Origin of the sequence: Ensifer sp. SL37, assembly GCF_026672675.1 — a bacterium.
GTDB lineage: Bacteria > Pseudomonadota > Alphaproteobacteria > Rhizobiales > Rhizobiaceae > Ensifer > Ensifer adhaerens.
The window spans coordinates 1,463,278-1,488,078 of sequence record NZ_JAPPRN010000007.1; the positions used below are offsets into that span (position 1 = coordinate 1,463,278).

Sequence of the window (24,801 nt, forward strand, 5' to 3'; positions counted from 1 at the left end):
AAACCTCTTCCTGGTGCCGGTCGCCTGCATGAGACGAATGAGATTGAATGCTTCACGATAGATGTCTTGAACATGCACGGCCAAAACGCACCGAATGGATATGGCGCGACGGCTGTTGCAGCCGTAAGGCATGGTCATCACTCCACCCCAGTCCGTCCAGCAACTGCAAGAAATCGTTTGGGCGACCATTAATGTACGCCACCTGACGAAATCCGACTTTGTCGCCGATCAAATCGGCTGACCTATTCCGCACCCTTCGGCAACCAGCCCTCGCCATAGATGTCAAACACATCCTGGCGTTTGCAAAGCTCGCTTCCCGCAGCCATGACCGCTGCCGTCCCTGCAGCAATACCGAACCGAAACGCATCTTCCATTGACCCACCCGCTTCCAGGAACCAAACAAGCCCGCCAATGAAGCTATCTCCGGCGCCGACTGTGGATTTGGCTACGACATGCTTGGATGGCACTCGCAGGGTGCCGAAAGCGCCGGCCAGTAGCGCACCCTCACGGCCCAGGGTGACCGCGACGAACTCTGAAGCACCGTCCCTGACCAAAGCCGATGCGGCTTTTGCCACCCCATTTTCATCAAGTCGATGTCCGGCGAGAGTTTCCAACTCCTCAAGGCTCGGCTTGATAAGGAAGAACACAGCCTTGCCCAATGTGTCGCGCAATGTCGCCCCGGGACAGTCGAGGATTACTTTAGCACCCTTCTTTGCCGCGCATCGGGCAATTTCGGCATAGACATCGGCGGGCGCATTGCGCGGGAGGCTTCCGCTCGCCACCAGATAGTTTCCCTGGAACTTGTCAACCAGCCCCAGGACGGCGCTGACATCATCTGCACAAATCTCGGGCCCTTCAGGTACGAAACGATACTCAAGGCCAGTCTCCTCTTCGCGCACCATGAAGGAAATGCGCGTAGCGCCAGCTATCGTTCTGGGGTGGAGGCGGATTGCTGTTACCGCGAGCGCGTCCTTAAGTATCGCCCCGGTCGCACCACCCGCCAAAACGATCAATTCTGCATTGCCTCCGAGAGTTGCAATGACGCGCGCGACGTTGACCCCGCCGCCGCCCGGGCGTTGTTGCACATCGTGAGTGCGCACCTTGACGGTTGGATGAATGCGCGTCGCACGGCTCCAGACATCGATGGTAGGGTTGAGCGCGATCGCGAGAATAGACATCGTTCAACGCACCTAGCCGGGGATCTCGCAGTCCGTCTTTCTTGCGACACGTATCTCGTTTCTCACGCAACCGATACCGCACGCCGCCTCCGCCGCGACGCGAGCAGCCAAGCGTTTGATGCCACTTTCGACACTGCCGGACAACGTGACAATCCCCCTCTCGACCCTCACTTCGATCGCATCTTGTTCAATACCGAGATCGCACGACAAGCGTGCCAACACTGCACGCTTCACGGCGTCATCACCTGTGACTGAAGGTTCCGGCTTCGCCGCAGCGATCACTTTGAGAATATCGCGACGGCTAACGACGCCCACGATACGGCCTTCATGCATGACGGGTACGCGCTTGATTGAATGGTTTTCCATCAGCATAGCAACATGATCGACCAATGCTTCAGCATCCACTGTCACCGCGCTGGTCGTCATGATGTCTCCGACACGCCAGCTGTGACCCTTGATGTAAATGTCAGGATCTGTCTGTGAAGAGCTTCCACTGAGCTTTCTTAGTGCAGCTGTTCCAAGCTCCGAGCGTCGCAGCAAGTCCCCTTCAGTAAGCATACCGACGAGGTTCCCGTCATCCTCGCATACTGGCAAGCCACTAACCCGGTTATCGAGCATAAGCCGTGCGGCATGCCGCACACTATGGTCGGGGCTTACGGTTATAACCTTCCGGCTCATTATATCCGCTGCGCGCATATACGCCTCCCGAAGAAAGACGAAACCACATAAAGCTTACTTCAATCGCCGGCGAATGGGTTTGACGCCAGTCAAATCGAGACCAAAGATTTCGAACCGCGACGAATTGACGGCATTGATCGGCATCAATGACGCAGGCGACGGTTTCGATAGTCTAATTTTGGTGTTGGCGTTCCCGCACTTGAACACTCTTCGGAAACGTGAACCCAACTTACACCGACGTCAGGCGGAGCAACACGCATGCAGCGAACAAATAGAGATGTGGAGAACCCAGCTTTCTGGACCCCCTTACCGTCACTCGTCTCATCGAACGAAGGAGCGAGCATGCTATGGGCGTTTGGGCGAATGCAAGCCGCAGCGATCGAGACAAACCTTCGTTATCAGATGGGCGTATTGAGGTTCCTGGAAACCCGCCTCGAGAGCCATCTGCACTTACTCGAAGATTGTCAGACGCCAGGTCAAGCCGAAGACCTGTTCGACGTCTGGTGCCAATTTTTGCAGAACGCATTCGTCAGCTACTTCAGAGAAGGCACGCGTATGGTGGAGGTTGGCTCAACCGCCATGCGAAAGGCCGCAAAGCGTCTTCACGATGATGAAAGACTTCTTGTCGGCAACTTGGCGGCAGGGGCAGTGATGTGAAATGTTGGCGACCCTTGTGATCAAGCGAACCCGTCTACTCAGCGTCGCTGCGATCTATCTACTGCATAGTGATCAAAGTGCTGCAGCCGATCTTGATCGCGGTCGCGCCATCGCCGCTCAGTGGTGCAATGAATGCCACGTCGTTACGATGGGACAAGTGCGTGGATCAGACACGGCCCCGCCATTTTCCGAGATCAATCGAACTCCGGGACTAAACGAAAACAGACTTTCGGAATTCTTGTCCGCGCCCGAACACTCACGCATGCCCAATTTATCTTTAACACGCTCGGAGATCGCCGATCTCGTCGCGTACATCAAGTCGCAACAACGGTAAAATATTTGCGTCATGTTATATCGCAAAAGAACAGACAGGCGGTCTTAGGCGATCACGGTTGGATCGAATCGCCTATCGATGGCGGTCAAGCACACTCATCTCGGAAATGCGAGAAATTGGCCGGGAGGATCACATGGTGAAGCAGATTCTGGTGGCAACGGATGGCTCAGGCAAGGCAAGTGAGGCTGTGGCGCTTGCTGCAAATATCGCTAGAGCTTTTGACGCGCGTCTGACGATCCTTCATGTTCTTTTTCATGGGCTGAGAGCCGAAGAGGCGAGCCGTTTCGCCGAAGGTGAGAGCCTTGCGTTTCGTCTATCATCACAGGTTGCGCCTCATCTTCAGCAAATGCCCGAAACGATGAATGACCTGATGCTTGCCTATCAAGGAGATGTCGGTCAGTTGATGGGGCTTTTGGCTGAGCGTATTAGCGAAGATGCAGCAGAAAGTGCGCGCAGTCTGGGGGCTACTCTTGTGGATACGCGGGTAGAGGTGGGGGATTATGCGATGACCATTCTGGCGACTGCCGAGCAGATCGGAGCAGACCTGATCGTAGTGGGAAGTCGCGGCTTGGGAAGGCTGAAGGGCCTGCTGGTCGGAAGCGTATCGCAAAAGATTGCGCAACATGCCCATTGCTCCGTTCTCGTCGTCAGGTGAAGAATGCACGAAGTATTCGGACACTACCGAGCAACCCGGCGACAAGCGGAGGGCAATGAATGTGTCAGGTGAAGGCGCCAAGCCCAAGCCAGTGCTAACCACCTATTGGCCGATCGTCGACAACCATTACAGCGGCGGCGGACCAGGCGGCACGTCGTGCGGCCCTTCGCTCAGACCAGGAATGCCCCCCGCCAACGTGACCCTGCAACCATCAAAGATATCTACTTTGATGATGCCACGTGCCTCAGTCTCCCCATTTCGTCTCAAGGCTTCTTCAATGCCCTCGTCAGAAGCGATCGCACGCGGTTTGATTTCGATCAGATTCGTGACGCCGAGCAAAGCGCGCGGGTAGCGCTCTCGGCGGCCGCAACATTGGTGCAGGGGCCTACCTCCATCTCCTGCGCATGCTTTTGATCCGTCGAACGACGTCTTCAAGCGAAATCTTCTGACTATATGTCGCGACATGGCCCAGTCAGGAGCTACTCCGATGTCGGCTGCATCGATGCTCGGTTCGAACGTTCGAACTCGAGGTCATCGATCATATCTTGTTTTAATGTCGTGTCGCTTCTCATGGTCCGATTTCCTGTGTGGTCGAGGTGCTCGGCCCAGGCAAAATGGCATTGATGGTAATCAAAATGGGCGCTTATGGTATTCTAGAAATTGCCCAGAGAATGCGGTGAGCTCATTCAACACGTCCTGTTCCAGAAGAAGTTTGGTCTTGCGGTTGCCGTTGCAAGACAGGCGGGCCTTTCGGATATCAGGTATGGCTTCGATGGCGGTCTCAATTCGAACGGGATGGTATTCTGCCTCGACAATATCGACGTCCAGGGTGATTTGGTCAGTAAGTACTGCACGATGCCACGGGTTGCGATGTGCAACCGCAATGCCTGTCAGGACCAAGAGTTGCGAGCCGAGAGGAAGGCGCGGACCGCCTAACGAAAAATTATAGCCTGTGCTCCCGATTGGGGTTACCAGCGCCAAACCGTCTCCCGCAAGCGTCATAGTGGCATTTCCATCGTCTACAGTCAGCTTGAAACGCGCCTGTTGCAGCCGCTGTCGAACAAGGACAATTTCATTGATTGCAAACAGCGTTTCTTGTTGACCGTCCACTCGTTCAACAGTGGCTTGCAGCACCGGCAACTCAATTTGAACGGCACTGTACAGCCGATCCCCGAGATCGGACATTCTCAACGGATTGCAAAGAAACCCGATGGAGCCGTGGGTGCGCATTGGAAAAACCGGTTTGACCGCGACATTGAGCAGTGCATGAAGCGCCTTCAGAAAGGTGCCGTCGCCACCTAACGTTATGACATAGTCGGCCTCAGCAATGGTGCTTTGACCATATTGCCGGACGAGCTCCTCAAGCGCTTCCTGTGCACCTGGTCTCGGGGAAGCAAGAAACGCAATCTTCATGGCCAAGCCCCGTAGCGAGATTTTGATTTCAAGCAGGATGCGCGCATTTCGTCCACTTTTAAACTGTCGCCGTCCCACCGAGGCCGTCATCAGTCACGTTATGGGTTACGCAAACCGCTGGATCGTTGACATTACGGAACGACCCGCATCTTCATGGCGCGTACCCTGAAATGTCGATGCTTGATGAAAAGGTGCTTTAGCGTCTCGCACGAAACCATATAGATAACCGTAATCGTGATGACGCCCCCTAACACGGACATCGGCAAAGGCACGAAACCGAATACTGGGATTACAGTCTGATAGGGAAGCAGGAGGCCAAGGGCGGCAACGATCGTTGTTAGAACCAGCAGCGCGCGGCTTGGTGCGCTTTTCCAGGCCGGCCTTCGAGTGCGTATTATCACAATGATTCCAAGTTCAGTCAAAAGAGACACGACGAACCAGGCAGTCTGGAAAATAGCCGAAGATGCGTGGACGCCCCAGATCAAGAATGCGAAGGTAAGAAGATCGAAGAAAGAACTCGTTAGTCCAAATGTAAAAGTGAAACGCCGGATATCTGCGATATCCCATTGTGGAGGCCGCTCCGTCAATTCCTTGTCGACACTGTCTCCGGCGATCGCAAGGGCAGGTATATCGGAAAGAAAATTGTTCAGCAAAATCTGTTTGGCCAGGAGCGGGAGAAACGGCAAGAACAGCGAGGCGCAGGCCATGCTGATCATGTTTCCGAAATTTGCGCTGGTCGTGATGGATATGTATTTCATGGTATTGACGAAGGTGCGTCGCCCATCGTCAATACCGGTAAGAAGCACCCGCAGGTCTTTTCGCAGCAACACGATGTCGGCTGCCTCGCGGGCCACATCGACGGCACTTTCGACGGAGACCCCAACATCGGCCATCTTGAGGGCTGGTGCATCATTGATGCCATCGCCCAGGTAGCCGACGACGTGGCCCCGACGCCGGAGCGCCCTGACTATCCGCTCCTTTTGGTTAGGATCTATTTCGCAGTAGACGTCGGTTCTGGAGGCGCGCGCAAACAGTGCGTCATCGGACAGATGCAATAGTTCTTTTCCCGCCAGAATGTGGCGGTGCGGCAAACCGATCTCACGGGCCAAATGGCAAACGGCATACCGATTGTCGCCGGAGATTATTTTGGTGCGCACGCCTTTATGTGCCAACGCCTTGAGCACCTCGCTCACTCCCTGCTTCGGCGTATCTTGAAACAGAAGAAACCCGACAAAGGTCAGGTCGGCTTCATCTTCGCGGCCATAGCTGCGACGGTGTTGAAACTGTCGTATGGCAATTCCCAGGACGCGATGTCCCTCATCGCTCCATTTACGGTAGAGCCTTTCTATCGAAGCCCGATCATCGATGCTGAGTGGCCTTGTTTCAGCGCCCGATGATATCGACGACGATATCTCGATCACGCTGGTCAGTGCGCCCTTACAGACCATAAGGTCGGTGTTCGCATTGGCTGCATCGCGGCAAATGACCGATAACCTCTTGCGGGCAAAGTCGTAAGGGACTTCCCAAACCTTGGTAAAACCAGACAAGTCCAAGCCGGAGATGGCAACTGACGCCCTGATCGCCTCGTCGAGCGGATTGGGTAGACCAGTTTCCATCGTCGCATTCAGGCCCGCCCACTGAATGACGCTATGCGCAGGGGTACCTGACACATCGACCGCAGCTGACAGTCGGATCACCCCTTCCGTCAGCGTGCCGGTCTTGTCTGTGCATAGAAGGTCCATGCTCCCAAGATTTTCAATCGCAGCCAAACGCCGGACGATCACTCCTTTCTCTTCCATCCTTAGCGCACCGCGCGCCAGAGTGACGGCGATGATAGCCGGCAGAAGTTCAGGCGTTAAGCCAACCGCCAGCGCCAATGAGAACAGCAGAGAATCAATAATCGGACGTTGCAGCAGCACATTTGCCGCTAGAACGACGATAACAATGGTCAACATGACCTGCACCATGAGGTAGCCAAATTGGCGGATACCCCGTGCGAAATCCGTCTCCGATTCCTGCCGTTCGATCGCAACAGCGATCTTGGCGAATTCGGTTTGCCTGCCGGTATTGACTACCAATGCCTTCGCCGATCCGCTCCTTGCTGACGTCCCGGCAAACAGAACATTCGAGCGATCGACCATTGGCGCGTCGATGGCCGATACGCCGACAGCCTTGGCAGCAGGAAAGGCTTCGCCCGTCAGGATTGACTCATCGACCTCAAACCCGACCGCATTGATCACGATGCTGTCTGCTGGAATGAGACTACCTGCCTCAAGACGGATAATGTCACCGGGGACGAGTTCGTCGACCGGAACGGTGTCTTCCGATCCTTCTCTCAATACTATCGCTGTCCGGGCGATGGTGCGCTTCAGGCGCTCCATGGCGCCAGACGCCCTGTATTCTTGGACGAATGAGAGGATGCAGGTAAAAACTACGATGACCCAGATAATCACTGCATCCTGCATGTCGCCAACGAACATGGCGATGGCGGCCGCGATGACCAATACTAGAACGAGAGGACTCATAAACTGGGAAACGAAGGTCCGAAGCGCTTTCGCGGTGGCGGGGGCCTCCAGCACGTTTGGCCCGTAACGCTCCCATCGCTCGTGTGCCTGTGTCGACGACAAGCCCTTCGGAAGCGTTCCAAGAAGCCTCATGACCTCTGGCGCGGGTTTTGCCCAGAAGCCGGACCGAATGTCCCCATCAATATCCGGCTGCAAGAAAGTGCGGGGCGCACGATCCGCGTCCGTTTGAAGCCGCGTTTCCATCTTTTCAGTTCGCTCTTACCAGTTTGTTTATCTAAGGTCTGGCTGCGGCGGACCCCGACCCGTTTCCTCAGCTTGCGTGACCTTCTCAGGCTCGAGGATCTCCCGAACAATTTCGTCAACTGGCTGCTCCGCGTCTATCACGCGCCAGGCGAGCGGCTTCTGCCCGCCAGATATCTGCCGAGCCAGGACGTGCAAATCCGCATCGGAAGGTCCCTCATGCCTGCTGGCAACGCGGTGGCGAAGGACCTGCACTCCGGCCTCCAGCCAGACCGCCACGCACGGCACACCTGTAACCTTGGCCGCAACTTCCATGAGTTTGCGCTTGTCTGAGCGGTCGAACACCGCATCTGCGACAACAGAACCGCCGGCCTTCGCTATTTCCACGGTTCTGCGAGCTATCTCGCAGTAGACCTTGTCCGATACATCCGCGCGGTAGGCATCCGCGTCTAGACGTACCTCGGGCGGGACCCCGTACAATGCCTTGCGAATGCGGTCGCTTTCAATGATGCGTGCACCCGGGGGGGCGCCGAGCCGGCCGGCCAAAGCATCAGCTACAGTCGTCTTGCCGGAGCCACTGAAGCCTCCAATCACGATGAGGCGCGGCGGAACCTTGGTGAGAAGTGAATGCGCGAGCGTAAAGTAGGAACGTGCCTCCAAAACGAGTTGTGTCGCATTTGCGTCTTCGGCCGCCTGGGTAGCGATCACGTGAGCTCTAACGGCGGCCCTTATAGCCATGAAGAATGGCAGGAGCACAAAACCATCCTCGTCATCGGAGTCATCAAGGTAGCGGTTCATGACCAGGTTTGCAAATTGAGGGAACCCTCTGTGCCATAGATCCATCAGCAAGAATGCCAGGTCATAGAGTGTGTCGACCGTGGCGATCTGATCGTTGAATTCTATGCAATCGAACAATCGAGGCTGTTCGCCGAACAGACATATATTCCGCAGATGCAGGTCCCCATGACAGAGCTTGACTTTGCCGGACGCCTCTCGACGATCAAGCATTGTCCCATTCTCTCTCAGCGCGTCTTCGAAAAGCCGAGCGATCGTGGTGACTTCGGTTTCATCGAAGACGCGGCTGGTGCCAAAGCCAGCCCTATTGATGGCAAGGACAGCACTGATGTTTGCCGATCCCGAAAGATGATGAACGACAGGTGCAACATGATGATAGCGGGCGATCATGCGGGCCGCCTGCGTCAGCAATCTTTCGTCCAGTCGTCTCCCCACGGCCATTCGATCGAATAGAGCGTCCTGGTCGAAGCGAACCATCTCGACGACCGGCTCGACAAGATCGCCGTCACCAAAGTGAAGTCTGCCCGTCTGGTCGCGCGTAATCGTTCGCACGCCGAGATACAGACCCGGAGCTGTTGCCCCATTCCGCTCGACCTCCCTTTGGCAGGCTCTCAGCCGCAACTCCGGCGTCGAAAAATCGACGTAGGGCAACTTGACGGCTCGCTTCATCTTGAAAGCTCGATCGCGCGCGAGAAAGACATGCGAGATGTGTGTCTCGATGTGTTCGACACTATCGCTTCCGTACGTGTGACGGTCGCCTAAAAATGCTATGACATCGGTCTGATCTTGAACAAGCATGTTACCTCCTTGATTGGCGACAGGCGGCTTGAAGCATCAGCCGTACCCTCGGGCACCAAAGACTTCGCACTATAGTGCACGCCCTGCGTCGCTGTTGCGTTGACGCTGATCAATAGTTCTTCCCTGATAGACCCGACTACTTTGACGGTCATCAAGGCGCTCAATCGCGAGGCTGCGATCATGACTTCAGCATTTCGAATTGTGGCCGACGGAAAATGAGACGCGTTAAGCGTCGAAGAAGACAGCCGACAATGAAGTGTATCTGAAAACCGGAGAAAATCAGATGAGCGCAACCTGGAACCTGTCGATCTCCCCCGACTCTGTCTGCTATCTCATCATCAAGGCGCGCGAGTTCGACGCGAAGGACGTTGTCTCGGAAATTGGCCCTGCATCCAATGCGACGGACGACGGCATGATCGCCGTACTCGAAGACCAACCCGACGACCCCGTCGAATCCGAGTTGGAGAGCACGATCTCCGCCATGAACGAGGACGAGCAGATCGACCTTGTCGCTCTTTGCTGGCTCGGTCGTGGCGACGACACGGTGGAAGACTGGGAACGAATTCGCGCCGAAGCCGCTGCGGCCCACAATCAACATACGGCCGCCTATTTGATCGGAACACCGCTACTTGCGGACTATCTTGAAGAGGCAATGGCTGAGTTCGGAGAGTCCTGCCAGGACTATGAACGGGGACATCTCTAACTTTTAGGAAGGGACATGTTTGCGGATCGACGTTCAGGAGCACTTCGTGGCGAGAAAGATCAACCCGGACCCATGGGACCAGCGACTTGGCGACAACGTAATGATAGCGGAAAAACTACGCGAACATGCCGATCTTCTCGACGGGCAGGGGGAGGAGGGCGTCAGTGCCTATCGCCGTGCCTCCGACATTGTTGCCAGGCTTTAACGCCCGGTCGCGGAGAAGCAATCGCGGGCGCCATCAAGCAGGAGCCTTGGCGGTAGATGGAACGCTTGAAACCTTGGAAGATTTGGAGCACGCAATATATTTCGGCGACCTCCCAGAAGGGCATTGACGCAGGAAAATGATTGCTGCCAAGCTGGCTGAGCGCATCACAAGGCAACCCGCGCCACGACTTTGGACAAAGTCGAGCAAGCCACCTGTCTTATTGGAAGTCGATCGGGCATACCGTGACAGGTCTACTGCCGGTTCGCTGCGTCTGATAGCGCCCAAACGGTTCAACCCGTCACATGAAGCCTGGCTCCCGATCATGCATATGACGGTGGGTGAATGGCATTTCACCGTACTCTTTTCCAACAGCAGGCGTGCCGACAAAGCTGGGAAAGACGAAAGACTGGGTGGTTATCTACCAACAACGCGACGTCGAACCTGAGGGACGGAGCGTGGTGACGACTATCACGCAAGGCGCGCTCGTGGGAAAGCGCGTCGTGCGATGGAAGGCGCGCAGCAGACAGGCTGCTCGGGCGATCCGGCCCCATCAGGATAAGCGGAGCCTTCAACATAAACAATCTTGCATCCTTGACCGCGGTCAATGAGCGTCCGCAAGCGATGGATTATTCTGACGACTATGATGATTTTCGCACTCAAGGGAACAATGGCGCTTGGGAGAGCTATTGCCGACGATCTTCAGATCGCGCTCTCAGAGCACGAAGAACGCGATTTCGAAGGCGGAGAGCACAAGGCCCGCCCGCTTGTCAGCGTGCGTGGCAAAGATGTCTTCATCGTGCACAGCTTGAATGGTTCGCCGGAAGACTCAGTAAATGACAAGCTTTGCAAGCTCCTGTTCTTCGCGGCCACGTGCCGCGAACACGGGGCGTCACGTGTAAGCGCTGTCGTTCCTTATCTAGCCTACTCGCGCAAGGATAGACAGACCAAGTCACGCGACCCAGTGACGACACGCTATGTGGCACAGCTATTCGAGGCGGCCGGGATAGACGTGGTCGTAACGCTGGACGTCCACAACCTGGCGGCATTTCAGAATGCCTTCCGTTGCGCAACGGTTCACCTTGACGCACGCAAACTCTATAGCAGGATCATTTCCAAGCGCGCCGGCTCCGAACGAGTGGTCATCCTATCTCCCGACGCTGGAGGAATTAAACGGGCGCAACTATTGAAAGAAGACTATGAGTATCTTTCTGGCAACGAAGCACAACTCGCGGTCATGGAAAAGCGTCGTAGCGGCGGCGTCGTCTCGGGTCACCTGTTTGCAGGGGACGTGAAAGGAGCGAACGTCTTTATCGTCGACGATATCATCGGGACAGGCGGAACGATGTTAAGAGCGGCTGAGGCCTGCCGCCAGCGGAATGCCTATGCCGTGTATGCCCTGGCAACCCATGCGCTGTTTGACCGCGGCTGCGAGGCAGTTCTAGCTCATCCTGCAATCAATAAAACAATTGTAACGGACTCAGCCTCGCCGTTCCATATACCCGATGACGTTCTGCGCAACTGCGTAGAGGTCATCGGCAGCACACCGCTCTTTTCCGAAGCGGTTCTACGCCTTCACGCCGGCGCCTCACCTTTCACACTCTCAAATGACGAAGCGTGACATTCGGGCTTTCGCAATCTCGAGGTAGGTGAGGGCCAGTGGCCTCCATTTGTCAGGCTCGCGCAATGGCGTTTCAAGAAGATGAACTAGACAGATCCTTGCTCGCAGCATAGCTCGAAAACCGCCATACACAGCCAACAGTCGGTCAGAGGGACGATTTCCAAACGTGCGTTCCAGAGCGCAAAGGAAAGTCGGTCCTACCCAGTCGGCACCAAGAGCTTCACACTCCAGAGCAAGATAGCTAATTTCATCATACGGATCGATGAGGCGCATGGCCCGGTTGAATTCCAGGCAATCAATGATTTGGGGGGGCCTGGCGAGACAGATATGTTCAGGTCGCAAATCGCCATGTCCCTCTACCAGGTTCCCCATTTTGATACGCTCCTCGATCGTTGAACGCATCTGCTGCAAACCCCAAGTGACATCTTCGATCAAGGCAGGAATATTGCCGGTCACCAACTCGAATGCCGGTCGCAACAAAATTTTGCGTGTACGGTCGTGCTCTTCCAGAAGGTTGCGAACATAGTCATCGGCCGTCTGCGGCTGACATTGCGCGTAAAAGCGCACGAGCTTATCGGCGACATCAAACAGCTCCGTCGGTGTAAGGTCGCGCTTCTTGATCCGATGATCAAGCATATCGCCCTCCGGAAGCCGTCTCATCTCGACGAGCCAATCGACAACGCTTCCCCGTTCCTCAAAATTCAGGTTGCCAGAAAGATCGGCATAAAGTGGCTTTACTCCTCGATAGGTTTCGTAGGCTAATCGACGATTAAGTCGGACTTCTTCGCAACAGAAGAAGTGGCGAGCCTCAATGGTACTGAAGTCGAGGAAGGGTCGCTTGACTGGTTTCTTGAGCTTTAGCACCCAGTCGTCGGCCATGAATACCCACGACATGTGTGTCTCACTGACCACGATGCGCTGCGGTGGATCTGGAAACGATGCCGGGTTGCTAAGAAAGCGAACTTTCACATTTAGCGCGGACAACATCGTCACTGTTTCTCACCGCCTGCCAGATCACGATGACATCAAACGATTGAGGGTGGTTTCACGCAACAGCGAGCGGGTAACGCCTCCGACCAGCCACTCGCGCAGGCGACTATGGCCATACGCTCCCGAAACAATCAGGTCCGCACCAAATTGCTTGGTGATCGAGATGAGAGCCTCGCCGTCTGAAGGAGCATTGCAGCTGAAGATCTCTCCACGGGCTCTTGCACCATGATGGATCAGGTGGCGAACAACATCGTTGAGTGTTTCCAAGGCGTGATGCCTTCCTTGATCCTCGACTGAGGCGACAAGGACCTCACGAGCATGAACGAGGAACGGCATCGCATCGACTACGGCGCGCCGAGCCTCGCGCGTATCTTTCCAGGCGACCACGACCTTATGCGCTGCCAGCGGCTCAAGATCGGCTCGTGGGATGAGGACGGGGCGACCCGCCGAATGGATGAGTTCGCCGATATCAACGTACTCGCTACCCACTTGCGACATGCCTGCGATAACGAGGTCACCCAACCGAGCAGCAGCCGCAAGTTCCTTCGTTGGATCACCAACTCGTGTCCGCAGCTGATCCATGCCTCCTTCTTCCTCCTCGAATTCTTTTTTGAGCGTCTCCAAGCGACGTTCGATATCTATGGCTTCAAGGCGCATGAATTCATCATCCATGATCACCCCCGGCGGGGCCGCCGTTATAATGCGAATGTCACCGGCAGCGAAACCGACGAGTGTCGCTTCGAAGCGCGACGCGACGTCACGCGCAAATTTCAGCTGCTTGGAAACACTTTCGTGCATGCTCAAGCTCACCAGTATCGTGTTGTAGATCATCGCTACGACCCCACTTTAATAGTCCGGTGGTTTTATAAAAGCACTGATCGACTGGCCCTGCCTTGACCGCCGTCAAAAGGGGGCTATGCGCTGCTATGATGTCTTTGACGCTCATCAAGGTTGGCTCCCCCGCTTGCGTGTTAAATATAAGTGAACGGAGAATTGGAGCCATGGCGCACAAAAGAGTCCTTTTCCACTCAGCTGCGCGCGAGAAGATCCTGAAGGGAACCGCTCAACTTGCCGATGCGGTTCGGGTTACACTCGGACCTCGGTCCAAGGCGGTCTTGATTGAGAGAAAGTGGGGTTCGCCGATCGTTTGTAACGATGGCGTCACCATCGCCAAGGAATTCGATCTTAAAGACCCAGAGGAAAATCTCGGCGCACGGATGTTAAGACAGGCGGCAGAAAAGACCGGCGAAATCGTCGGCGACGGCACGACCACATCGACCATTCTTGCCCATGCAATCTTCGCAGACGGTCTGCGCAACGTCGTGGCTGGCGCAAGCGCCATCGATATCAAACGCGGTCTGGACCGAGCCCTCAAGTCCGCCGTCGCCGAACTGAAGCGAAATTCGCGCCCGGTATCTTCGAAACGTGAGAAGGAGCAGGTGGCGACCATATCGGCACACAACGACACGCACATCGGAACACTTATCGGGGAAGCGATGGAACGAGTCGGCGACGAGGGTGTCATCAGTGTCGAGGAATCCAAATCAACCGAGACGGTCCTTGATGTGCTCGAAGGCATGCAGTTTGATCGTGGTTATCTTTCGCCCTACTTTGTCACCGACATGGAACGAATGGAAGTGGCACTCGACAACCCGGTCATTTTGCTTTTCGATCGCAAAATTACATCGCTAAAGGATTGCGTTGACCTGCTCGAGAGCATCGCCAAATCCGCGACACCCTTGCTGATCATCGCCGAGGACGTCGAGACGGAAGCGCTGGCCACGCTGATCGTCAACCAGATGCGCGGAACACTTCGAAATTGCGCGGTGAAAACACCCGGTTTCGGCGATCGAAGAAAAGCGCTACTTCAAGACATAGCGATATTGACTGGTGGTCAGTTGATCTCCGAAGAGCTGGGCATCAAGCTGGAAACTGTCACTCCGGAACAGCTTGGTCGCGCAGAACGCGTAGTTATCACGAAGGATACAACGACAATTATTGGCGGGGCGGGAGACGAGAAGGCGATTCACGCCCGAGCCGAACAGATTAGGCGTGAGATCTCCACGACGACGGGCGACTACGATCGAGATAAACTTGAGGAGCGGCTGGCAAAGCTCTCGGGCGGGGTTGCCGTCATCAAGGCGGGCGCGGCGACAGAGGCAGAACTCAAGGCGAAGAAGGAGGCGCTCGATGACGCGATCAGCGCGACCAAGGCGGCGGTGGCCGAAGGCATTCTGCCTGGAGGTGGGCTCGCCCTTCTGCGGTGCATTAATGCCGTAGCGGCAGAGGAAAGGGTATGCGAAGGCGACGAACGCACGGGCGTTCAGATCCTTAAGCGCGCGCTCGAGCTTCCAGCGCGCCAAATCGCCGAGAACTCCTCCACCGACGGCGGGGTCGTTGTATCGAAGATGATGGAGGCGGAGGGCAATTTTGGGTTTGACGCCGGACGAAAGGAATATGTCGACCTTATGTTAGCCGGTATAATCGATCCGACAAAGGTCGTCCGTGTGGCGCTTGAAAATGCCGTGTCAGTCGCAAGCGTTCTATTGTTGACTGAAGCCACCATGACAGAGCTTCCGGAGTCGGCAAAGGATGCCCCGGTCGATGCTGGCATGCAAGCGTAGTCGCACACCCATTTCGGAGCACCATGATGACAGAATTGAACAAACGCCAAAGGGCCCTCGAAGAGAAATATTTTCTTGATTTCGAGAGGGCAATCCGGGTACGGGATCGACGCAACCGCATTTTGGCAAAATGGGCGGCTCAGGCTATTGGACGCGCGGACACATCGGCCTATGTGGATGAGGTAATCAAGGCCGCTCAAGCCGAACCCGGAGATGATGACGTCTTGCTCAAGGTACTCGGCGATCTGCAGGCAGCCAGCGTGTCGGTTGACGAGGCAAAGCTACGAGAGAAAATGCGAGCGTTCCTTTTTGTAGCAGCGGAACAACTCGAAGCTGAGGAATGAAGCAACACCTCTCGCCTTTTATCCCTGTTCTTGTTTCGCTTCTGCATTAGCAACCGCCCGTTTGACGGCAACGAAACTGTCAGGTGTGACTGAAATCGAGTCAATGCCACACTCGACGAGGAAAGCGGCGAATTCGGGATGGTCGCTCGGTGCCTGACCGCACAGACCGATCTTGGCGCCAGCCGCCTTCGCATCGGCGATAACTTTGCGGATCATCCACATCACTGCCGGGTTCCGTTCATCGAAGAGAGTTGAAAGCTCCTCGGCATCCCTGTCGATACCAAGCGTCAGTTGCGTGAGGTCATTGGAGCCGATGGAAAAACCGTCAAAATATCGGGCGAAGTCCGCAGCCAGAATGACGTTGGAAGGAATTTCGCACATTACATAGATTTCGAGCCCATTACCGCGCTTTAATCCGTTCTCGGCCATTGTTTCGAGCACCTTTTCTGCCTCTTGCAAAGATCGACAGAAGGGGATCATGAGCGCGACGTTTCTGAAGCCCATATTCTCTCGAAGGCGTTTTATGGCACGGCATTCCAGCACGAATCCATCGCGATATCGGGGCGAATGGTAGCGGGAGGCTCCGCGAAAGCCGATCATGGGATTTTCTTCTTGCGGTTCGAATTGGGTCCCGCCACATAGTCCAGCGTATTCATTAGTCTTGAAATCGCTCAAGCGAATAATGATCGGTTTCGGAAATGCGACGGCTGCAAGCCGCGCCAGACCGGTTGAAAGCCTGTCGACAAAGTATTCTGTTTTGTCGCTATACTCCTCAGTCATCTTGGATATCATTTTTTTGGCTGCCTGATCCCGCAGGTCATCAAAGTGGACGAGGGCCATTGGATGGATTTGGATGGAATTCGATATCACGAACTCCATGCGCGCAAGTCCTATGCCATCGGCCGGCAATCTCCACCACCTCGACGCTGCCTGCGGATCCGCGAGGTTCAACATTACCTTAGTGTGCGTCTTGGGTATGTCTGAAAGGATGGTCTGTTCCACAGCAAAGTCGGCCCGTCCCTCGTAAATTGTGCCATGATCACCCTCGGCGCAGCATACTGTAACGACCTCCCCCGAACGCAGCATTTGTGTGGCGTTTCCGACGCCCACGATGGCAGGCACACCGAGTTCCCTGCTGACGATCGCGGCGTGGGACGTGCGACCACCGTGGTCGGTCACAATGGCGCAGGCACGCTTCATAAGCGGAACCCAGTCCGGATCGGTGGTCTTTGCGACCAGAACGGCGCCGTCGACGAAGCGATCTGAGTCGCCTGCCCCCTCGACAAGGCAAATAGGCGCGGCGGCTATGGCGCTGCCAATCGCCAAGCCACTAGCAATCGGTCGCCCCTTGGATTTGATGCGGTAGGTTGAAAGTAAATTGGGTGCCACCCGTGACTGGACTGTCTCCGGCCGCGCCTGAACGAGCCAAATCTCCTGGCTCTGGCCGTCCTTTGCCCATTCGATATCCATCGGACAGTCATAGTGTGCTTCGATCGCAACGGCCCAATTAGCCAGCTTGACAATCTCCTGGTCACTTAAGACCAGCCGCATCCTTTCTTCGGGCTCCGTCAATATGTCCTGCGTCGGTGATCCCCTATCGCCGTAAACGAGCTTTCTTTCCTTGGATCCACGGGTCTTTTGAATTATCGGCGTCAGCCCCGAGACGCCGAGGAGCGGTTTGAACACACGATACTCATCCGGATCGACGGTACCCTTCACGACGTACTCGCCAAGACCCCAGCTTGCGTTGATGACGGCAACTTTGTCGAAACCGGTTTCCGTTTCGATCGAGAACATGACGCCGGCGCCGCCAAGATCCGAGCGGATCATCTGCTGGATACCGATCGACAGTGCGACTTTCATGTGATCGAAGCCGTTTACCTGGCGGTAGCTGATGGCGCGGTCCGTAAACAAGGAGGCGTAGCATCGGCGACAGGCATCCAGGAGTGCTTGTTCACCCGTAATGTTTAGGTAGCTTTCCTGTTGCCCTGCGAAACTTGCTGCTGGCAGGTCCTCAGCGGTGGCGCTCGAGCGCACAGCAACCGAGGCAGCGTTTACGCCAAGCCCTTCCGACAACCTGCGGTAGGCTCGACGCAGGTCGTCTTCGACGTCGGCGGGCAGAACAGCTCGCAGGACAAGCCCGCGGATCGCCGCACCTGTTTGACCGAGGGTTTCTCGCCCGGATTCCCAAGCCTCCAGAAGCCCCCGGATCGGCTCGCGCAACCCGTTGAAATCGATGAAGCGCCAATAAGTTTGCGCCGTCGTCGCAAACCCGTGAGGAACCTTGATATTGCTTCCCGAAAGGCCATTGATCAATTCGCCGAGCGACGCATTCTTGCCGCCAACCCTACCGATGTCGTCTCGTCTAACGTCTTCGAGCCAAATCACGGATCTCATCAACGCCTCCTTATGTCCACAGCCGACAAATCTTAGACGTCACAAGGAAGACTGACCTTGATGACCATCAAAGTGCATTCAGCGGAGTTGGGGCAGAATGTTAAAAACGGTTCAGGAGGGACCCACGGTGGGCAAGCTGGCACATCAGGTAATCGTTGCAGACATTGGCGAGACACACACGCGTCTTGCGGTCGCAGATTACGACCGACTATCGATCGATCACTACGTTCAGTTCGAAAACGGCGCCTTCTCCTGCGCAACAGAGGCGCTTGCAGCCTATATTCGGTCGACGCCGGTCGCTGCTTCAGCAATCGCCATTGCGGTGCTAAACGGTGGCCCGATCTCTGACGAAGGTCAACTTCAACAGGAATTGGCAAAGCATCTCGACTTTGGGGCTTCACCGTCTCCAGTCTTCAAGGTCGATGCTCTCGATGCGCTGGCATTGGCACTCCCGCACCTGACTTCGCACGATACCAAAATCATCAGCGGGCGTGAGGTTGAACCGATCAGGCCGAAGGCGATCATCAGCATCGGGCAGGCACTGGGCGTGACGGCCCTGGCTCCCGCCAATGGTACATGGACCTGGCATCGCACTTATGCGGGAGGTATATCCTTCGCCCCGCAGACACGCGCCGAATTCGACATTCTCGAGCGCATCCGCTGCGATACGGACTACGTTTCTGTCGAGAACGTCCTATCGGAAGGCGGTCTTTGCCATCTTTATGAATTGTTGCTCGAAGGCGCCGGTCAGACTATCCGTAGCCTGCCGGCCTTCAGTATCATCGACAGCGCCCTAAACGGCGGCGACGCAGTCGCCGCCAAGGCCGTCGATAACTTTGCGACTTGGCTAGCCAGGTTCGCAGGTGACATCGCTCTCCTTTATGATGCCTGCGGCGGGATCTATCTTTGGGGTCCCATTCCACGAAGAATCGAGAGGCGGCTAAAAGCGAAGTTGTTTCGATCAGCGTTCGAGGCCAAGGGCCGACGTTCGGCCTGGCTTGCCGCAATACCGATATTCATGATCCGCAGCGATGACGCGATCTTGAAAGGCGCAGCGTTGGCAATTGCACGGCGCTTGAGCTTTGGCGAGTACCATTGAATATCCGAAGTCACGATCCTCAATTCACCGGGTGAACCGTTTAGGACTTCAGACCCGGCAAAGACGTCCCGCAACACACCGCCGCCAAAGCTTTTTGCGGCCCAAGGCTCACTTGCCGTTCCTTGAGAACAGCTCCCTTTATCAGGAGCACGCTGAACACTGAGGCGATCATGAGTATAATCAATATCAACATCAGCCAATTCAGCAAAGCCGCCTGTACTATCTCCAGTTTTCCGCGCCTGGCCATTTCGAAATTCCCGAACAAAGCCCACGCGCCAATTAGGATCACGATGACGGGTTCCTTGCATTGCGCTTCGTCAAAGCGATCGCACGCCGTCCTTTGACGGCCGTCAATGCGACGCACTCACAAACGCGTTTTAATCGCAAGGTCTGTTGGTCGGCGATACCAACGCAGAAAAGAGACCCGATAGTGGTCAATCCGGTCCCATTCTTACGCATGTCGCCGACAACGCCCGATGTCCACTCGAAAGGAGAAAGCAGCCATGGCTGAGACAGCAACCAAACTTCCCATTAAACAAGACGAAAAGACGCCTCGTTCCCGCCCGGAATCGTGGCTGCCTTTCGAAGGCCTTCGCGCCGAAATCGACCGCCTGTTTGATGACTTCACCCCAAGCTTTTGGCGCAGGCCCTTTGAACCGGTCCACTTTCAGCGGACAGCTCTTTTGCCAAACTGGGCAATCGCACCAGCCGTAGATCTGGTTGAGAAGGAGGCCAGCTTCGAGATCACCGCCGAGCTGCCTGGTATCGAGGAGAAGGATATCGAGGTGAAAGTTGCCAACGGAAACCTCACCATTCGCGGTGAAAAGCAGGAAGTCAAGGAAGAGAAAGACAAAGAGTACGTGCTCTCGGAGCGGCGGTACGGTTCGTTCCAGCGCACGTTTAAAGTTCCGGAAGGCGTGAAGGCCGATGACATTGCTGCAACCTTTTCGAAGGGTGTTCTCACAGTCACCTTGCCAAAGACCAAAGAGGCTCAGCAGAACGATCGCAAGATCCAGGTGAAAGCGGCCTAGCAATCGTGCGTCCGCTCCACAAGGTAATTGAAAGCCTTGCGGAGCGGCGCATTCGAAGGGAGGAGGAAATGGCATTCAAGACTATTTTGAGCATTTTGGATGAACATCCAAAGGAGGAAGACCTCCAGATAGCGATGAAACTTGGTGGTGAGGTCAACGCTCACGTCAGCGCCTTTCTTATTACCTTGGCCCGTATCCCCACGGGACGCTATGAGACGCTTTCCCCGAGTTGGCTGGAGGTGCGTGAGCGCAAGCTCAAGAAACTAGAAGATCGCGTCTCCGTGGTTCGCGAACGTTTCGCCACAGCCGGGCTGTCGTTTGATGTCGACAGCCTGTATGCGGAAGTCGGCGGCCCAGCCTATGATATTGGCGAAAGAGCCATTTACGCGGACTTGGTCGTGGCCGGACCTGGCATCTTTGGACACGACGAACTGAAGTCGCAGGTTGTGAGCGGCGGGCTCTTTCAAGCAAGGCGTCCCGTCCTGTTCGTTCCACCCGGTGCTAACGTGACCTTGCGGCCAAAGACGATCCTTTTGGCCTGGGATTCGCGTCCAAGCGCAGCGCACGCCGCAAGGGAGGGACTCGAATTAATGCAAATGGCGCAGTCGGTTCACGTTACCATGATCGACCCGGTTGCGGCGTCAAGAGTGAGTGGTGACGAGCCAGGTGCTGACGTCGCAACTTATCTGGCGCGCCACGGCATCAACGTCACGGTCGAGACCCTGCCAAGCTCAGGTCACTCTGTAACTGATACCTTGTTAAGACACGCGTTGGACGTCAACGCCGACATGATTATCATGGGGGCCTACGGGCATTCCAAATTGCTGGAGCTTATCCTTGGCGGCGTCACGAAATCTATGCTCAAGGAGGCAAATTTGCCGATCTTAATGGCGCATTGAAATGTGTTTGTCAGAGGAAAGGGCACTGCGATGAAGCCGAAAATTCCGCATGATTGTTGGATTTTGGCGTGTGATGGGGGCCGAGCGCTTGTCATACGCAATGGTGGAAATTTCGAACACCCCAATCTTGTTGTCAAGGATTCAATCGTAAACCTGGAAGCGCCGACGCGAATGCTGGGAAGCGATCGCGAAGGAAGGGTCTATCAATCGGTGGGCGGCTCACGAAGCAAGGTCGAACAAACTGACTTGCACGAGCAGGCCGAAGAGCGATTTATCACTAGCATTGCCAGCAAGATGTCGGCCCTTGCACGTGATGAGAATATTAAGAACCTCGTCCTTGTTGCGCCTCCGCGCGTCCTTGGGCAATTGCGCCGGCAACTTGATCTGCGCGCGCGCTCCGTGGTCAGTGCCGAACTCGCAAAAGACTTGGTCAAACTCGAGGTTGCAGATATTGAGCGTTACTTCGTCGACTAGGGCGCGGACGGCATGCCTCACGCTCATGGCGAGCACAAGGGATGGTCAGTGGAAACCGATACAGCAGCCACCGCCTTGGTGGCACGGGACCTCACAAAAGTCTATCGGATGGGGACCATTGAGGTTTTTGCCCTTCGCGGCGTTGATGTCGATCTGCGAAAGGCAGAGCTCGTGGTACTGCTCGGACCATCTGGAAGCGGTAAGTCCACCCTACTCAATATACTGGGGGGTCTCGACACGCCCTCATCCGGTCAAATAAGCTTCGGCGATCAGCCGCTTGCGCTAGACAGCGAACGCGCTCTCAATCAATACAGACGAAACCATGTTGGCTTTGTCTTTCAATTCTACAATTTAATACCAAGCCTGACTGCGCGAGAAAATGTCGCTCTTGTGACCGAGATCGCCAGAGATCCGATGTCGCCCGCCGAAGCGCTGGCACTTGTCGGACTTGGCGATCGCCTTGACCACTTTCCAGCACAGCTTTCAGGCGGCGAACAGCAGCGGGTTGCGATCGCACGAGCGATCGCAAAGCGACCCAATTTGCTGCTCTGTGACGAGCCAACAGGCGCTCTCGACAGCAAGACTGGAATTCTCGTGCTCGAGGCCATTCTGAAGATCAATCGGGAGCTTGGCACCACAACTGCGCTGATCACCCACAATGCTGTCATTGCCGAGATTGCCGATCGCGTCCTTTATTTCGCGGATGGTCGCATCGTAGAAACGCGATGTAATGCAACGCAGCGCTCGCCCAGTGAGTTGATTTGGTGACTAGCCGCGATGACAAGCCTTAACCGAAAGCTTCTACGACAGCTCTGGAAAATGAAGGCTCAGCTTTTTGCAATCGCGTTGGTGATCGCATCAGGCACGGCACTATTGATCATGTCACTGACGACGATCGAGGCGCTGCAGGAAACGACAGCCGCCTATTATGAGCGGACCCGCTTTGCCGATATTTTCGCTCACGCCAAACGCGTGCCGGACTATCACAGGCGCGACATCGCGGAGATCCCGGGCGCCAGGTTGATCGAAACACGGATCGATGAGCGCGCTATCGTCAACGTCGACGGGTATGTCGAGCCAGTCGTTGCGCAGGTAATTTCCCTGCCTGACCACGGCCCGCAGCTCTTGAATGCGCTCGTGATCCGTTCGGGACGTTTGGTTGACCCCACCCGACCCGATGAGGTCGTCGTCAGCGAACCCTTTGCTGAGGCGCATGCGTTGACGCCCGGGGACAGTGTTGACGTCATATTGCAAGGTCGCAGGCGCAAATTGCAGATCGTGGGAACCGCGCTGAGCCCGGAATTCGTATACGCCATTGCTCCAGGGGGACTGATGCCGGACGACGAGCGTTTCGGCATCCTTTGGATGGGACGGGATGCCTTGGCCGCGGCTTTTGAGCTCAAAGCGTCCTTCAACAGCGTTGCACTCAGTCTGTTACCAGGTACTGATATCAACGATGTTATTCGTCGGCTCGACGCCATTCTAGAGCCACACGGTGGCATAGGGGCCTACAGTCGCAGCGACCAGACTTCAAACTGGTTCCTCGAAAGCGAAATTGCTCAACAGAAGAACCTGTCCCGTGTGATGCCAACCATATTCCTCGCCGTGGCGGGCTTCCTGACAAACCTGGTGATGGCGCGTCTCGTCGATACCGAACGCCGGGAAATCGGTCTGCTCAAAGCTCTTGGCTACTCCAACTGGACGATCGGCTGGCACTATTTCAAGCTCGCCCTTGCAATTGGAGCTGTGGGCATCGCGCTCGGTTCAATGGTCGGCGCATGGCTTGGGCACTGGAACACTGAACTCTACACAAAATTCTACCGCTTTCCCTTTCTGCTCTACCGACCTGGGCCTGAGGCATTCCTGGTATCCGCGACAATCAGTCTGGCTGCCGCGTTCGTCGGCAGCCTGGCGGCCAGTTATCGCGCCGTTCGGCTGCCGCCGGCCGAGGCAATGAAACCGCCCTCCCCGCCGGTCTATCGGCGCCTGTTTACAACCCGTTCGGCGTATGCTGGAACGATTGATGAGCCGACCCGCATGATCCTGCGGCGGATCACGAGATGGCCTGGTCGGGCATTGCTTACAAGTTTTGGGCTAGCAATGTCGACAGCTGTCATGATCATGGCGCTCCAATGGGTCGATGCAATCAACTCTCTTGCCGAAACGATTTTCGAACGCGGACAACACCAGGACGCCACTCTGGCTTTCAACGAACTTCGCCCGCTCAAAACCGTTACCGACTTCGAAAATCTCAACGGTATACTGACGGTCGAACCCTATCGCTACGCACCAGCTCGAATAAGCCGGGGGCATCTTGGCGAACGCCAAGGTATAATTGGCCTGCCGGCTAGCGCAAACCTTAGTCCCGTATTCGACGCTTCGCGCGGACGCCTCGAAATCCCTCCTGCCGGCCTGGTTGTTTCTCGCAAACTCGCAGAACTTCTGCGCATTGACGTCGGTGATACTGTTATCCTCCGCTTCCTGGAAGGGCACCAAGCCACAATCAACGTGCGCGTGGTACAAGTGTTCGAGACCTACATTGGCAAGCCCGCATATATGGAGATGGGAGCGCTCAATCGAATTGCGGGAGACGGTCGTGTCTTAAGTGGTCTGCATATCCGTGTGGACCCGGTCGACCGAGCCGGCCTCCTTGCAAGATTGAAGGACATTCCTGGCATAGCTTCCATACAGTTTCGACGCGCTGCCATCGACACATTCTACAAAACGATGGGCGAGACGATCTTCATCTTCATCGGCTTCTTCCTTGCGTTTGCGATGACACTTTCGCTAGGAGTAACCTACAATTCGATCCGTATCGCCATCTCCGAGCGATCGCAAGAACTTGCAACGTTGCGGATACTGGGCTTCACCCGCTGGGAGATCTCCTACATCCTCTTGGGAGAAGTCGGTTTGCTGACATGGCTCGCCGTTCCTCTCGGCGCCATGATCGGTCTTATGCTCGCATGGTGGATGACGAGCGCATTTGAGACCGAACTCTACCGTGTTCCACTCGTGCTTCAGAATGCAACCTATGGCAAAGCGACGATCATCATGCTTGCCTCGGTACTGGGCTGCGCCGCAGTCGCGCGCCGCAGGCTCGACCAGTTGGATCTGATCGCAGCACTGAAAACAAGGGAGTAGCAG

At 55.8% G+C, this 24,801-nt stretch carries 23 protein-coding genes and 1 pseudogene; 13 read left to right on the forward strand and 11 right to left on the reverse strand.

The window, feature by feature from the left end:
* Window positions 1-242 precede the first annotated feature (242 nt).
* The 3 genes and pseudogenes from OVA00_RS39180 to OVA00_RS39190 form a co-directional block, all read right to left on the reverse strand.
* Window positions 243-1,178 carry a 1-phosphofructokinase family hexose kinase gene (locus OVA00_RS39180; protein ID WP_268091075.1) on the reverse strand — a complete coding sequence of 312 codons (936 nt, stop codon included), beginning with the start codon at window positions 1,176-1,178 and terminating at the stop codon, window positions 243-245.
* Between the two features lie 12 nt (window positions 1,179-1,190).
* Window positions 1,191-1,604 carry a CBS domain-containing protein gene (locus tag OVA00_RS39185; protein WP_234824533.1) on the reverse strand — a complete coding sequence of 138 codons (414 nt, stop codon included), beginning with the start codon at window positions 1,602-1,604 and terminating at the stop codon, window positions 1,191-1,193.
* Between the two features lie 114 nt (window positions 1,605-1,718).
* Window positions 1,719-1,874, reverse strand: a pseudogene (locus tag OVA00_RS39190) (CBS domain-containing protein); the annotation flags it as partial.
* Between the two features lie 345 nt (window positions 1,875-2,219).
* Between OVA00_RS39190 and OVA00_RS39195 the strand changes: the two are divergent.
* The gene (locus OVA00_RS39195; protein WP_268091076.1) at window positions 2,220-2,513 is read left to right on the forward strand and encodes a hypothetical protein; all 294 of its coding nucleotides are present in this window, start codon (window positions 2,220-2,222) and stop codon (window positions 2,511-2,513) included.
* Window positions 2,514-2,980: 467 nt separating this feature from the next.
* Entirely contained in the window at window positions 2,981-3,502 is a 522-nt protein-coding gene (locus OVA00_RS39200; protein WP_268091077.1) for a universal stress protein, read from the forward strand.
* A 126-nt stretch (window positions 3,503-3,628) separates the two neighbouring features.
* Here OVA00_RS39200 and OVA00_RS39205 read toward each other — a convergent pair whose 3' ends face one another.
* The 4 genes from OVA00_RS39205 to OVA00_RS39220 form a co-directional block, all read right to left on the reverse strand.
* Window positions 3,629-3,841, reverse strand: coding sequence for a hypothetical protein (locus tag OVA00_RS39205; protein ID WP_268091078.1), 213 nt, complete (start codon window positions 3,839-3,841; stop codon window positions 3,629-3,631).
* A gap of 291 nt (window positions 3,842-4,132) precedes the next feature.
* Window positions 4,133-5,005 (reverse strand): NAD(+)/NADH kinase, encoded by an 873-nt coding sequence (locus OVA00_RS39210; protein ID WP_268091079.1) that lies wholly within the window; start codon window positions 5,003-5,005, stop codon window positions 4,133-4,135.
* Window positions 5,006-5,046: 41 nt separating this feature from the next.
* Complete coding sequence (gene mgtA, locus OVA00_RS39215; RefSeq protein ID WP_268091080.1) at window positions 5,047-7,683, reverse strand: magnesium-translocating P-type ATPase; 2,637 nt, start codon at window positions 7,681-7,683, stop codon at window positions 5,047-5,049.
* Between the two features lie 27 nt (window positions 7,684-7,710).
* Window positions 7,711-9,273 carry a bifunctional aminoglycoside phosphotransferase/ATP-binding protein gene (locus tag OVA00_RS39220; RefSeq protein ID WP_268091081.1) on the reverse strand — a complete coding sequence of 521 codons (1,563 nt, stop codon included), beginning with the start codon at window positions 9,271-9,273 and terminating at the stop codon, window positions 7,711-7,713.
* A gap of 283 nt (window positions 9,274-9,556) precedes the next feature.
* Here OVA00_RS39220 and OVA00_RS39225 point away from each other — a divergent pair, with 283 nt between their 5' ends.
* From OVA00_RS39225 to OVA00_RS39235, 3 genes are all read left to right on the forward strand, one after another.
* Window positions 9,557-9,976: a DUF3775 domain-containing protein gene (locus tag OVA00_RS39225; protein WP_112772447.1), complete on the forward strand. Its 420-nt coding sequence runs from the start codon at window positions 9,557-9,559 to the stop codon at window positions 9,974-9,976.
* Between the two features lie 46 nt (window positions 9,977-10,022).
* Window positions 10,023-10,181 (forward strand): helix-hairpin-helix domain-containing protein, encoded by a 159-nt coding sequence (locus OVA00_RS39230; protein WP_181529584.1) that lies wholly within the window; start codon window positions 10,023-10,025, stop codon window positions 10,179-10,181.
* Window positions 10,182-10,824: 643 nt separating this feature from the next.
* A complete protein-coding gene (locus tag OVA00_RS39235) occupies window positions 10,825-11,799 on the forward strand; it encodes a ribose-phosphate diphosphokinase (RefSeq protein WP_268091082.1) in 975 nt (324 codons plus the stop codon).
* Here the strand turns inward: OVA00_RS39235 and OVA00_RS39240 are convergent.
* Together OVA00_RS39240 and OVA00_RS39245 are read right to left on the reverse strand one after the other, a co-directional pair.
* Entirely contained in the window at window positions 11,782-12,786 is a 1,005-nt protein-coding gene (locus OVA00_RS39240) for a hypothetical protein (RefSeq protein WP_268091170.1), read from the reverse strand. The genes OVA00_RS39235 and OVA00_RS39240 overlap by 18 nt on opposite strands.
* Before the next feature lie 27 nt (window positions 12,787-12,813).
* A complete protein-coding gene (locus tag OVA00_RS39245) occupies window positions 12,814-13,620 on the reverse strand; it encodes a universal stress protein (RefSeq protein WP_112772450.1) in 807 nt (268 codons plus the stop codon).
* A gap of 170 nt (window positions 13,621-13,790) precedes the next feature.
* Here OVA00_RS39245 and groL point away from each other — a divergent pair, with 170 nt between their 5' ends.
* Together groL and OVA00_RS39255 are read left to right on the forward strand one after the other, a co-directional pair.
* The gene (gene groL, locus OVA00_RS39250) at window positions 13,791-15,413 is read left to right on the forward strand and encodes a chaperonin GroEL (protein WP_112772451.1); all 1,623 of its coding nucleotides are present in this window, start codon (window positions 13,791-13,793) and stop codon (window positions 15,411-15,413) included.
* Between the two features lie 26 nt (window positions 15,414-15,439).
* A complete protein-coding gene (locus OVA00_RS39255) occupies window positions 15,440-15,757 on the forward strand; it encodes an ATPase inhibitor subunit zeta (protein WP_268091083.1) in 318 nt (105 codons plus the stop codon).
* 18 nt (window positions 15,758-15,775) lie between these two features.
* On the opposite strand, the gene ppsA is transcribed toward OVA00_RS39255, so the two are convergent.
* Window positions 15,776-18,154: a phosphoenolpyruvate synthase gene (gene ppsA / locus OVA00_RS39260; protein WP_268091084.1), complete on the reverse strand. Its 2,379-nt coding sequence runs from the start codon at window positions 18,152-18,154 to the stop codon at window positions 15,776-15,778.
* Window positions 18,155-18,281: 127 nt separating this feature from the next.
* On the opposite strand from ppsA, the gene OVA00_RS39265 reads away from it, so the two are divergent.
* Window positions 18,282-19,253 (forward strand): glucokinase, encoded by a 972-nt coding sequence (locus tag OVA00_RS39265; RefSeq protein WP_234824523.1) that lies wholly within the window; start codon window positions 18,282-18,284, stop codon window positions 19,251-19,253.
* A 40-nt stretch (window positions 19,254-19,293) separates the two neighbouring features.
* On the opposite strand, the gene OVA00_RS39270 is transcribed toward OVA00_RS39265, so the two are convergent.
* The gene (locus OVA00_RS39270; protein ID WP_268091085.1) at window positions 19,294-19,617 is read right to left on the reverse strand and encodes a hypothetical protein; all 324 of its coding nucleotides are present in this window, start codon (window positions 19,615-19,617) and stop codon (window positions 19,294-19,296) included.
* Between the two features lie 139 nt (window positions 19,618-19,756).
* Here OVA00_RS39270 and OVA00_RS39275 point away from each other — a divergent pair, with 139 nt between their 5' ends.
* From OVA00_RS39275 to OVA00_RS39295, 5 genes are all read left to right on the forward strand, one after another.
* Window positions 19,757-20,284, forward strand: coding sequence for an Hsp20/alpha crystallin family protein (locus OVA00_RS39275; protein WP_112772456.1), 528 nt, complete (start codon window positions 19,757-19,759; stop codon window positions 20,282-20,284).
* A gap of 68 nt (window positions 20,285-20,352) precedes the next feature.
* Complete coding sequence (locus OVA00_RS39280; protein WP_112772457.1) at window positions 20,353-21,183, forward strand: universal stress protein; 831 nt, start codon at window positions 20,353-20,355, stop codon at window positions 21,181-21,183.
* Between the two features lie 30 nt (window positions 21,184-21,213).
* On the forward strand, window positions 21,214-21,657 hold the full coding sequence (locus tag OVA00_RS39285) for a baeRF12 domain-containing protein (protein ID WP_112772458.1): 444 nt from the start codon (window positions 21,214-21,216) through the stop codon (window positions 21,655-21,657).
* A gap of 12 nt (window positions 21,658-21,669) precedes the next feature.
* The gene (locus tag OVA00_RS39290) at window positions 21,670-22,425 is read left to right on the forward strand and encodes an ABC transporter ATP-binding protein (protein ID WP_442780597.1); all 756 of its coding nucleotides are present in this window, start codon (window positions 21,670-21,672) and stop codon (window positions 22,423-22,425) included.
* A 51-nt stretch (window positions 22,426-22,476) separates the two neighbouring features.
* Window positions 22,477-24,798 carry an ABC transporter permease gene (locus OVA00_RS39295; protein WP_268091086.1) on the forward strand — a complete coding sequence of 774 codons (2,322 nt, stop codon included), beginning with the start codon at window positions 22,477-22,479 and terminating at the stop codon, window positions 24,796-24,798.
* Window positions 24,799-24,801: the final 3 nt, after the last annotated feature.

Coding starts and splice junctions, on each gene's coding strand:
- groL (WP_112772451.1), top strand. CDS start 13,791: ATGGCGCACAAAAGAGTCCTTTTCCACTCAGCTGCGCGCGAGAAGATC.
- OVA00_RS39225 (WP_112772447.1), top strand. CDS start 9,557: ATGAGCGCAACCTGGAACCTGTCGATCTCCCCCGACTCTGTCTGCTAT.
- OVA00_RS39255 (WP_268091083.1), top strand. CDS start 15,440: ATGACAGAATTGAACAAACGCCAAAGGGCCCTCGAAGAGAAATATTTT.
- OVA00_RS39235 (WP_268091082.1), top strand. CDS start 10,825: ATGATTTTCGCACTCAAGGGAACAATGGCGCTTGGGAGAGCTATTGCC.
- ppsA (WP_268091084.1), bottom strand. CDS start 18,154: ATGAGATCCGTGATTTGGCTCGAAGACGTTAGACGAGACGACATCGGT.
- OVA00_RS39185 (WP_234824533.1), bottom strand. CDS start 1,604: ATGACGACCAGCGCGGTGACAGTGGATGCTGAAGCATTGGTCGATCAT.
- OVA00_RS39285 (WP_112772458.1), top strand. CDS start 21,214: ATGAAGCCGAAAATTCCGCATGATTGTTGGATTTTGGCGTGTGATGGG.
- OVA00_RS39245 (WP_112772450.1), bottom strand. CDS start 13,620: ATGATCTACAACACGATACTGGTGAGCTTGAGCATGCACGAAAGTGTT.
- mgtA (WP_268091080.1), bottom strand. CDS start 7,683: ATGGAAACGCGGCTTCAAACGGACGCGGATCGTGCGCCCCGCACTTTC.
- OVA00_RS39240 (WP_268091170.1), bottom strand. CDS start 12,786: ATGTTGTCCGCGCTAAATGTGAAAGTTCGCTTTCTTAGCAACCCGGCA.
- OVA00_RS39295 (WP_268091086.1), top strand. CDS start 22,477: ATGAAGGCTCAGCTTTTTGCAATCGCGTTGGTGATCGCATCAGGCACG.
- OVA00_RS39180 (WP_268091075.1), bottom strand. CDS start 1,178: ATGTCTATTCTCGCGATCGCGCTCAACCCTACCATCGATGTCTGGAGC.
- OVA00_RS39195 (WP_268091076.1), top strand. CDS start 2,220: ATGCAAGCCGCAGCGATCGAGACAAACCTTCGTTATCAGATGGGCGTA.
- OVA00_RS39275 (WP_112772456.1), top strand. CDS start 19,757: ATGGCTGAGACAGCAACCAAACTTCCCATTAAACAAGACGAAAAGACG.
- OVA00_RS39290 (WP_442780597.1), top strand. CDS start 21,670: ATGCCTCACGCTCATGGCGAGCACAAGGGATGGTCAGTGGAAACCGAT.
- OVA00_RS39210 (WP_268091079.1), bottom strand. CDS start 5,005: ATGACGGCCTCGGTGGGACGGCGACAGTTTAAAAGTGGACGAAATGCG.
- OVA00_RS39220 (WP_268091081.1), bottom strand. CDS start 9,273: ATGCTTGTTCAAGATCAGACCGATGTCATAGCATTTTTAGGCGACCGT.
- OVA00_RS39280 (WP_112772457.1), top strand. CDS start 20,353: ATGGCATTCAAGACTATTTTGAGCATTTTGGATGAACATCCAAAGGAG.
- OVA00_RS39200 (WP_268091077.1), top strand. CDS start 2,981: ATGGTGAAGCAGATTCTGGTGGCAACGGATGGCTCAGGCAAGGCAAGT.